This window comes from Streptomyces spiramenti (genome assembly GCF_012034385.1).
In the GTDB taxonomy this organism is placed as follows: Bacteria; Actinomycetota; Actinomycetes; order Streptomycetales; family Streptomycetaceae; genus Streptomyces; species Streptomyces spiramenti.
The window spans coordinates 1-10,028 of record NZ_JAAVJB010000193.1; the positions used below are offsets into that span (position 1 = coordinate 1).

The 10,028-nt window shown below is 74.2% G+C and carries 7 protein-coding genes; 2 read left to right on the forward strand and 5 right to left on the reverse strand.

All coding sequences use genetic code 11. The features are described 5' to 3' along the window. Positions 1 to 105: 105 nt before the first annotated feature. Together purF and HCJ92_RS18815 are read right to left on the reverse strand one after the other, a co-directional pair. Complete coding sequence (gene purF / locus HCJ92_RS18810) at positions 106 to 1,668, reverse strand: amidophosphoribosyltransferase (RefSeq protein WP_167934793.1); 1,563 nt, start codon at positions 1,666 to 1,668, stop codon at positions 106 to 108. 314 nt (positions 1,669 to 1,982) lie between these two features. Then, on the reverse strand, positions 1,983 to 2,789 hold the full coding sequence (locus HCJ92_RS18815; RefSeq protein WP_167934794.1) for a maleylpyruvate isomerase family mycothiol-dependent enzyme: 807 nt from the start codon (positions 2,787 to 2,789) through the stop codon (positions 1,983 to 1,985). A gap of 279 nt (positions 2,790 to 3,068) precedes the next feature. Here HCJ92_RS18815 and HCJ92_RS18820 point away from each other — a divergent pair, with 279 nt between their 5' ends. Further along, the gene (locus HCJ92_RS18820) at positions 3,069 to 3,584 is read left to right on the forward strand and encodes a PH domain-containing protein (RefSeq protein WP_167934795.1); all 516 of its coding nucleotides are present in this window, start codon (positions 3,069 to 3,071) and stop codon (positions 3,582 to 3,584) included. 120 nt (positions 3,585 to 3,704) lie between these two features. Here HCJ92_RS18820 and HCJ92_RS18825 read toward each other — a convergent pair whose 3' ends face one another. Next, complete coding sequence (locus tag HCJ92_RS18825) at positions 3,705 to 4,916, reverse strand: ROK family protein (RefSeq protein WP_245240998.1); 1,212 nt, start codon at positions 4,914 to 4,916, stop codon at positions 3,705 to 3,707. After that, positions 4,913 to 6,439 (reverse strand): xylulokinase, encoded by a 1,527-nt coding sequence (gene xylB, locus HCJ92_RS18830; RefSeq protein ID WP_167934796.1) that lies wholly within the window; start codon positions 6,437 to 6,439, stop codon positions 4,913 to 4,915. The genes HCJ92_RS18825 and xylB overlap by 4 nt, the downstream gene beginning before the upstream one ends. A gap of 291 nt (positions 6,440 to 6,730) precedes the next feature. On the opposite strand from xylB, the gene xylA reads away from it, so the two are divergent. After that, positions 6,731 to 7,909 (forward strand): xylose isomerase, encoded by a 1,179-nt coding sequence (xylA, locus tag HCJ92_RS18835; RefSeq protein WP_167934797.1) that lies wholly within the window; start codon positions 6,731 to 6,733, stop codon positions 7,907 to 7,909. Positions 7,910 to 7,996: 87 nt separating this feature from the next. Here the strand turns inward: xylA and HCJ92_RS18840 are convergent, their stop codons facing one another. Then, entirely contained in the window at positions 7,997 to 9,751 is a 1,755-nt protein-coding gene (locus tag HCJ92_RS18840; RefSeq protein WP_420824742.1) for an MFS transporter, read from the reverse strand. Positions 9,752 to 10,028 lie beyond the last annotated feature (277 nt).

The following is a 10,028-nucleotide window of genomic DNA, read 5'->3' on the forward strand; positions in this document are numbered from 1 at the left end:
ACGGAACGTGCTCCCGTAACTGCCCCGGGGGCGGGGCGGGCGCCGCACCGGCCGGGAGGACGCGCACGGGGTGCGTCGCTCCCGCCGGACTCGCGGCGCCCTGCGTCACGGCCTGCGCAGGGCGTCGCCGGCGCCGGGACCGGTGACCAGGGCGTCGACCCCGTCCACGTCGCTGTGGCGTGCGCCGTCACGGCCGGGACGCTCCTCCAGGAGGTCCTTGCCCAGCAGGGTCGGGTCGGGCAGCTCCACCGGGTACTCACCGTCGAAACACGCCCGGCAGAGGTCGGGCTTGGCGATCGTGGTCGCCTCGACCATGCCGTCCAGCGAGATGTAGGAGAGGGAGTCGGCGCCGAGGGAGGTGCCGATCTCGTCCGTGGTCAGGCCGTTGGCGATCAGCTCCGCGCGGGTCGCGAAGTCGATGCCGAAGAAGCAGGGCCACTTGATGGGGGGCGAGCTGATCCGCACGTGGACCTCGGCCGCGCCGGCCTCGCGGAGCATCCGGATGAGGGCGCGCTGGGTGTTGCCGCGGACGATCGAGTCGTCCACCACCACCAGCCGCTTGCCCCGGATGACCTCCTTCAGCGGGTTCAGTTTCAGCCGAATGCCCAGCTGGCGGATGGTCTGGCTCGGCTGGATGAAGGTGCGCCCCACATAGGCGTTCTTCACCAGGCCCGAGCCGTAGGGGATGCCGCTGGCCTCGGCGTAGCCGATGGCCGCCGGTGTCCCGGACTCCGGTGTCGCTATCACCAGGTCGGCGTCGACCGGGGCCTCGCCCGCGAGGCGGCGACCCATCTCGACACGCGAGAGGTAGACGTTGCGGCCGGCGATGTCGGTGTCGGGCCGGGCGAGGTACACGTACTCGAAGACGCAGCCCCGGGGCTTCGCTTCAGCGAATCGACGGGTCCGGAGACCGTTCTCGTCGACGGCGATCATCTCGCCCGGTTCGATCTCCCGGATGAAGGAGGCGCCGACGATGTCGAGTGCCGCGCTCTCCGAGGCGACCACCCAGCCACGCTCCAGCCGGCCGAGGACCAGCGGGCGGAAGCCCTGCGGGTCGCGGGCGGCGTAGAGCGTGGTCTCGTCCATGAAGACGAAGCTGAAGGCGCCGCGGACCCGGGGAAGGACGCGCTCGGCGGCCTCCTCGACGGTCAGGGGCTTGCCCTCGTCGTCGGTCTGGCCCGCCAGCAGCGCGGTCACGAGATCGGTGTCGTTGGTGGCCGCGACGCGGTGCCTGGGGGTGTGGCCCCCGGGCAGCTCGGCGACCATCCCGGCCAGTTCGGCGGTGTTGACCAGGTTGCCGTTGTGGCCGAGCGCGATCGAGCCGTGGCCCGTCGCACGGAACGTCGGCTGCGCGTTCTCCCAGGTGGAGGACCCGGTCGTCGAGTACCGGGCGTGCCCGACGGCGATGTGCCCCTGGAGAGAGCCGAGGGAGGTCTCGTCGAAGACCTGCGAGACAAGACCCATGTCCTTGAAGACGAGGATCTTCGAGCCGTTGCTCACCGCGATGCCCGCGGACTCCTGCCCACGGTGCTGCAGCGCGTACAGACCGAAATAGCTGAGTTTGGCGACCTCCTCGCCCGGAGCCCAGACACCGAAGACGCCGCAGGCGTCTCTCGGGCCCTTCTCACCGGGGTCGAGGTCGTGGCTGAGTCGTCCATCACCACGCACATTCGTCAGTCTAGGGCAGGTTGCCCCGGGCGCGGGCCGCGCTCCTTGTGACACATGGCTCACCGAACAGCGGCCCGGAACGGCGCACTCCGGGCCGCCACCCTCTCCGACCTGCGACGCAGCGGGTGACGGCCACTCTGGGCCCGCCCGGTGGTGACCCGGGGTGACGACCGGGGTCGGCGGCACGGGGGCGATCGGAACAGGTTCGCGACCTGGTGTTCGGCCGCCGTGTCCGTTACGGAGCCTTTTCGGGCGCCCTCGGTCAGAGCCGAGCAGCGCCGGTCGGCTCCGGTCGCAGGCGGTGCGGCGGTGGCTCAGTGCAGGACGGGCAGTTCGTCGGCGAGACCGGCGGCGCGTTCGCCGCCGACCTTGAGGCGTCCGGTGGCCGTCATCGTCTTCCACGTCGCGCGGCCCGTGGCGAGCCGGACCCAGCTGACGGGGTCGGTCTCCACCACCTGTCCGGGGGTGCCGCGGGTGTGGCGGGGGCCTGCCAGGCACTGGACGGCGGCGAACGGCGGGATGCGGAGCTCGGTGGAGAACCCCGGCGCCTTCTCGGCGAGGGCGTCGGCGAGCACCCGGACCGTGCTGGCGACCGCCATGCGGTCCAGGCGCACCGGGCTGCCGGTGGCGCGCGTCAGGTCGTCGCTGTGCACGACGAGTTCGACGAGCCGGGTGACGGTGAAGTCGATCGCGCGCATCGGCCCGAAGACGTGCGGCAGCAGGAGGTCCTCGCGGACGCCGGTGTCGATGACGGACTCCAGCTCCTCCGCGGCGGTGTCGATCGCGGCGGCCTGGTCGTCCCGGGCGGCGGCGTCCTCCTGGGCCCAGGAGTCGATCTTCGTGGCGATCTCGCCCGTTCCCAGCACCCACTGGGAGAGGGTGCAGGAGGGGCGCGAGGCGCGGGGCGCCGGCTCGGCGAGGAGCTGCGGGAGGGCGTCGATCTGCCGGGCGAGGTGGGCCAGCAGGTGGCGGACGTCCCAGCCGGGCAGGCCGGTGGGCCTGCCGAGCTGCTGGGGGGTGAGCTCGTGGGCGGCCAGGCGGACGAATTCCACCTGCGCCAGCACCGCATCCCGGACCCGGTCGGGATGGTAGGAGCGAGGCTTGCGCCGAGGTGTGGACATGTCTGGAGCTTACGACCTGCGTCCCCTCCGCGAGGCGGAGAGTCACCGACCCGGTGTGCCGTCCCCGGCGGCCACCGATGGGGACGTCCGGCGGGCACGCCCGGGATCGCGGCCTGCCCGGAGCGGCCCGCTCCGGGGGCGGCGGGCGGTGTGCCCCGGGGGCGCGGCGGCGGTCGTCGCAACTCGCCCCGGGCGGACCGGTGAAGCCCCGGTACCGGCCCGGTACCGACTACCGGCCGTCCCTCCCGGCCGCAGGCCGCGGTGTGCCAGGATTCGCGCATGCCTATCGCGGACAAGTACCTCGCAGACGACGAAGACCTGGTCTTCTACACCCGCCAGCACTGGACCACGCTGGTCACGGAGTTCCTGCTGCTCCTCGTCGTCATCGCGGGTACCACCGCCCTGATGTGGGTGGTGCCGTCCGAGGAGGAGTGGAGCGATGCGGGGCGCTGGGTGATCCTGGGCGTCGGTGTGGTCGCCGCCCTCTGGTTCTGGCTGATCCCGCTGCTCCAGTGGCGTTCGACGGTCTACGTGCTGACGACCAAGCGGCTGCACAAGCGGACGGGGTTCATCACCAAGGCCGGCCGGTCCATCCCGCTGACGCGGATCAACGACGTGTCGTACTCGGTCGGTCTGTGGGAGCGCATCATGCGGTACGGCACGCTGCACGTGCAGTCGGCCTCGGAGCAGGGCAAGATGACGCTCCGCCACGTTCCGGACCCGGAGCTGCTGAAGACCAAGGTCTACCAGCAGATCGACGCGATCGGTCAGGACGGCCCGGGCTACCAGGTCTGAGCAGCCCCTCCCCCGCCCGCCAGTCGAGCCCCGGCCACCGGCCGGGGCTCCCGCTTTCCCGCGGCGAGTCGGACGGGCAGGCCGGTGGGCCGGCACCGGCGCCGACGCAGGAGACGGCGGTCAGAGCCGGGCGTCGCCGGTGCGCAGCGGATCGTCGAGGACGGAGCGGGTGACCGCGTGGGCGGCGCCGAGCAGGGGCCCGTCGGCACCGAGCCGGGAGACGACCAGCAGCGGGGCGGCGCCGAGACGGCGGCCCAACTCGGCGGTGAGCGTGGGGAGGAGCCAGGGCGCGAGGACGGCGAGTGCGCCGCCGAGGACCAGGGCGTGCGGGTCGAGCAGGTGGGTGGCGCCGGTGAGGGCGATGCCGAGGTCGGTCCCGGCGCCGCGCAAGGCGCGCAGGACGTCGCGGTCGCCGTCGGCTGCGCGGCCGGCGAGGTAGGCGGATCGGCCGCCGGGGCCCGGGTGTTCGGCGACGGCGCGGGCCGGGTCGAGGCCGACGGCGCGCAGCAGGGCGGCTTCGCCCGCGTACTGCTCCAGGCAGCCCCGGCCGCCGCAGGCGCAGGGTTCACCGCGGCGGCGGACGGGGACGTGGCCGAGTTCGCCGGCGAATCCCCTGTTGCCGCGCAGGAGTTGCCCGTCGGTGAGGATGGCGGAGCCGATGCCGATCTCGGCGGAGATGTGGAGGACGTCGCCGGTGCGGCAGACGGGGTCCCCGATCCACAGCTCGGCGAGTGCTCCGAGGTTGGCCTCGTTGTCGGCGGTCAGGGGGCCGTGTCCGGCGAGCGGGCCGGTGGTGAGGTCGACGTCGCGCCAGCCGAGGTTGGGGGCCTGGACGACGTGGGCGTGCCCCCGGGAGACGAGGCCGGGCACGGCGACGCGCAGCCCGGCGGGGTGGAGCCCGGCGGCCGTCACCTCGGTGCCGACGCGCGTCACCAGTTCGGCGAGGCGCGCCAGGACGGGGCCGGGTTCGCTGCCGCGGTTGGCGGAGTCGACGGCGGCGCGGGCGCGGACCCGGCCGCGCAGGTCGACGGCGCAGACCGCGAGGTGGTCGACGCCGATCTCGGCGCCGAGGCCGCAGGGGCCGCGGTCGCTGAGGGCGAGGACGGTGCCGGGCCGGCCCGGGGCACCGGAGTGCCCGAGGCCGGCTTCGGCGAGCAGGCCGGCTGCCAGCAGGTCGTCCACGAGGGTGGAGACGGCGGTGCGGGTGAGGCCGATCCGGTCGGCGACCCGCGCCCGGGAGGCGGGGCCGCCGTCCGCGACGGCGTACAGGACGGCCGCGAGGTTGCGGCGGCGCATGTCCTGCTGGGTGTGCAGCCGGCGGGTGGTGGTCATCGCGGGAGGTTACCGCCCCGCTCGTCGCCACCGGGGGCGTTCGCGGCGGTGTCCGGGGTCGCGGTGCCGGTTGCCTCGGTGGTCGCGGTGCCGGGGGTGGGGCGGCGCAGCAGGTCGTCGGCGCCGGTGAGGGCGTTCTCCAGCCGGGCGAGCGCCTCGTCGTCGCGGGGGACGGCGTCGTGGGAGGGCCCCTCGGCAGTGCGCCAGCCGCGGGCGACCTCGGCGGGGTCGGTGCCGAGCAGCAGGCCGGCGGCCTGGGCGGCGGCGCCGAGCGCCACGAGTTCCTGGGCGCGGGGCACCTGGACGGGACGGCCGGAGAGCCGGCGGACGGTCTCGCGCCAGGCGGTGCCGCGGGCCCCGCCGCCGATGAGCAGGATCGGGGCGTCGGGGCGGGACTCGTCGGCGAGGACGAGGTCGAGGGCGCGCAGCAGGGCGTAGACGGCGCCGTCGTAGGCGGCCTGGAGGACCTGACCGCCGGTGGTGTCGTGGCGCAGTCCGTAGAGCAGGCCGGAGGCGTAGGGGAGTTGGGGGGTGCGTTCGCCGTCGAGGAAGGGGAGCAGCACCGGGCCGGCGGCCGGTTCGACGTCCTCGCGCTCGCGGCCGAGGAGGGCGGCGACGCGGTCGACGGCGAGGGTGCAGTTGAGAGTGCAGGCGAGCGGGAGCCAGCCGTCGGTGGCGTCGGCGAAGCCGGCGACGGTGCCGGTCTCGTCGGCGGGTCGGGTGCGGCTGACGGCGTAGACCGTGCCGGAGGTGCCGAGGCTGAGGACGGGGGTGCCGGGGGCGAGGCCGAGGCCGAGGGCGGCGCCCATGTTGTCGCCGGTGCCGGCGGCGACCAGGGCGCCGGTCCGCAGCGGGAGCCCGGCGGCGGCCATGACGGTGCCGGCGCCTTCGCCGCGTCCGACGACGCGCGGGAGGAGCGCGGGGTCCAGACCGAGGTGGTCGAGGATGCCGGTGTCGTAGCCGGCCTCGTCCCCCGCCCACCAGCCGGTGCCGGAGGCGTCGCCGCGGTCGGTGGTGCCCTCGCCGGTGAGGCGGCCGGTGAGGTAGTCGTGGGGCAGGCGGATCGCAGCGGTGCGGGCGGCGGTCTCGGGCTCGTTCTCGGTGAGCCAGCGCCACTTGGGGGCGGTGAAGGAGGGTGCGGGGACGCTGCCGACGCGGCGGGCCCAGGCGGCGGGGCCGCCGAGGTCCCGGGTGAGGGACTCCACCTGGGGTGCGGAGCGGACGTCGTTCCACTGGAGAGCGGGGCGGACGGGGGCGCCGGTGGCGTCGAGGGTGACGAGTCCGTGCTGCTGACCCGCGACGGAGATGGCCTCGGCCTCGGTCGCCGCGCGACCGCACTGCTCCAGGGCGGAGGTCAGGGCCTTCCACCAGTGTTCGGGGTCGATCTCGTGGGTGGCGGTGGTGGGGTGGCTCGCCTGGCCGGAGGCGACGACCTCACCGGTGGCGGTGTCCACGACGAGTGCCTTGGTGGACTGGGTGGAGCTGTCCACCCCGATGACCAGTGGTCCGTGCGCTGTGGCCATGGGTGCTGCCTCCTGGGGTCCGGGTGCGGTGCGGTGGCGGTCGCGCGCGCCGTTCGGGCGTGGGCGTCCGGGCGGGTCCGGTGCGCGGGCGGTCGTGGTGGCCCGCGCGCCGTCCACCGATGGTGCGCGCGTTCGCACACCCATGTTGCGACGACGGGTCTCTTGACTGCCTCGGCGGGTACGCATACTAATTTGTAAATAGCCCTGACGAAATGGCGTCCGATCACCGGAACCGCGCCACGTCACGGCCGGTACCCCCGCACGCCCGCAGGACCGAGACGAGGAGCGCCCGTGCCGCAGAACTACGTGCCCACCCCGCAGGACAAGTTCAGCTTCGGTCTGTGGACCGTCGGCTGGAGCGGCAACGACCCGTTCGGCGTCGCGACCCGCGCTCCGCTGGACCCGGTGGAGGCCGTGAACCGGCTGGCCGAACTGGGCGCCCACGGCGTCACCTTCCACGACGACGACCTGATCCCGCACGGCTCGTCGGCGAGCGAACGCGACGCGATCATCAAGCGGTTCAAGGACGCGCTGGCGACCACGGGCGTCAAGGTCCCGATGGCCACCACCAACCTCTTCTCCCACCCGGTCTTCAAGGACGGCGGCTTCACCGCCAACGACCGGGACATCCGCCGGTACGCACTGCGCAAGACCATGCGCAACATCGACCTCGCCGCCGAGCTCGGCGCGGAGACCTACGTCGCGTGGGGCGGCCGGGAGGGCTCCGAGAGCAACGGTTCCAAGGACGTCCGCGGGGCGCTGGACCGGATGAAGGAGGCGTTCGACCTCCTGGGCGACTACGTCACCGAGCAGGGCTACGGGCTGCGGTTCGCGATCGAGCCGAAGCCGAACGAGCCCCGCGGCGACATCCTGCTGCCGACCGTCGGGCACGCGATCGCCTTCATCGACCGCCTGGAGCGGCCCGACCTCTTCGGCGTCAACCCGGAGGTCGGCCACGAGCAGATGGCGGGGCTCAACTTCGCGCACGGCATCGCCCAGGCGCTGTGGTCGGACAAGCTGTTCCACATCGACCTCAACGGCCAGCACGGCACCCGGTTCGACCAGGACCTCCGGTTCGGCGCAGGCGACCTGCGCGCCGCGTTCTGGCTGGTCGACCTGTTGGAGACCGGCGGCTACACCGGCCCCCGCCACTTCGACTTCAAGCCGCCGCGCACCGAGGACGCCGAGGGCGTCTGGGAGTCGGCCGCCGGCTGCATGCGCAACTACCTGATCCTGCGGGAGCGCGCCTCGGCCTTCCGCGCCGACCCGGAGGTCCAGGAGGCGCTGGCCGCCGCCCGCGTGGACGAGCTCAACGCCCCGACGCTGGCGGCCGGTGAGACCGCTTCGGCGCTGCTGTCGGACGTCTCGGCGTTCGAGGAGTTCGACGTCGACGCCGCCGCCGCCCGTGGTATGGCCTTCGAGCGGCTGGACCAGCTGGCGATGGACCACCTGATGGGCGCCCGGCTCTGAGGCCGTGCCGCGCCGCGCGCCGTGGCGAGCGTGGGCTCGTGCCGGGGCGCGCGGCGCGGTGGCCGGTGGCCGGCCATCGGCGGGCGGTCAGCGGTGCCCCACCGGGGTCCGTTCCACCGCGTCCGCGGGCAGGTTCGGCAGCCCCTCCGGTGAGTCGGGGACCGCGCCGGGCCCCGGCCCCCGGTCGGCGCCGTGCCCGGTGGGCCCGGACGGTTCGTCCTCGGGTGGGCGCTCGGTGACGCGGGTGCCCGGGTGGAACCAGGAGCAGACGAACGCCAGCGCCATCGCGAGAGCCATGCCGTAGAAGACCCAGCGGTTGGCCTCGGCGAAGTCCAGGCGGATCGCGCTCGCGGCGCCGCGCAGGGTCTCGGCCAGCGGGCCGTCACCGCCCGGTCCGCGGCTGCCGGTCTGCCCCGTGACGGCCTCGGCCACGCCGGACGCCGCCCGGTCCGCCTCCCCGGTGGACAGGCCGCGCTCCCGCAGCGTCCCGGCGACGTTGTCGGTGGTGGCGTGCGTGAGCAGGGTGCCGTAGACGGCCAGGCCGATGGCGGCTGCGTAGTTGCGGATGGTCTGGACGACGCCGGTCACCTCGCCGTAGGACGCGCCGATGGAGCGGTTGACGGCGTCGGTGGAGGCGGGGGCCAGCAGGAACCCGATCCCGGCACCGGCCAGCGCGACGAACGGCCACTGGTCGTGCATGGACAGGTCGGTCAGCCGCGCCGCCCACAGTGCGAACCCGACGGCGCCGACGGCACCGCCCAGCCGGATCGCGGGCCGGGCACCCCGCATGTCGAGGATGCGGCCACCGATCTGCGAGGCGATGGCGAACCCGGCGAAGAAGTACAGCAGGTACAGGGCGGCCTGGTTGGCGGTCGCGCCGAGCGAGACCTGCGCGTACACCGACGCGAAGAAGAACAGCGGCACGAAGGCAAGCATCGCGAAGAACAGCACCAGGTTGTCGGCGGTGAACGCCCGGTCGCGGAAGACCCGCAGCTGGATCAGCGGTTCGCGCACCCGGAGTTCGTAGCGGCAGAAGACGACCAGCACGGCTGCGCCGCCGACGATGCACGCCCAGGTCGCCACCGAACGCCAGCCCCAGGACGACGCCTGTTGGAAGCCGAGCACGCTGAGCCCCATGCCGACCGCCACGAGGAACGCGCCCGGTAGGTCGAGCCGTTCGGCGCGCCGCCGCTCGGGAATGTGGGCGAGCGAGGCCAGCACCAGGGCGATGACCGCGACGGGTACGTTGACCCAGAAGATGGCGCGCCACGTCCAGTCGGTGAGCCACCCGCCGAGCAGCGGCCCCACAGCGGTGAGCGCGCCGGTGAGTCCGAAGAACAACGCGAGTGCCCGGCCCCGGCGTTCCACCGGGAAGACCGCGACCACGACGGCGAGCGCGGCGGGGAACAGCAGCGCGGCGCCGAACCCCTGGACGGCGCGGAAGGTGATCAACCAGCCCTGGGCGAAACCGCCGTCGGGCACGGCGCCGCACAGCACCGAGGCGAGCACGAACACCACGGTGCCGACGAGCATGATCCGCCTGTGGCCGTAGATGTCGGAGAGCCGCCCGCCGAGCGCGAAGAACGCGGCCAGCGCCAGCAGGTAGGCGTTGATCACCCACTGCACGCCGGACGAGGTGAGGCCGACCTCGTCGCTGATGCTGGGCGCGGCGATGGCGACGATCGTCTGGTCGATGAAGATCATCGCGACGCCGAACATCATCGCGGCCAGCGCCAGCTTCGGGTTGGTCCGGCCGTGGCCGGCTGCCGTGACCCTGCCCTCTCCCGGTGGCGCGGTGGGCGGCGGGCTCCCGCCGGTCTCCGCACGATGGTGCTGCGCCATGGCTTCCTCCTCGTACGCGCCGTCCGAGCGCGGCCACCACCCCGGCCACCGCGCCGCGTCGGTCGCCACCGCACCCCGCCGCCCGGGGCTCGCGCGCCCCGCGGCCGGTCAGCGACCGGCCGGGCGGAATCCGTCCTCCCAGCGTGGCCCGCTCGCCCCGCGACCGCATGTCCACCTCGTTCGGGCCCGGGTCCGGGCGCGAAGCCGCCACCCGGCCAGGCGCGGCGGGGTGGCGGCAGGGGTGCGCCGGGCGCGGCGGGGCGGGGCCCTTCGGGGC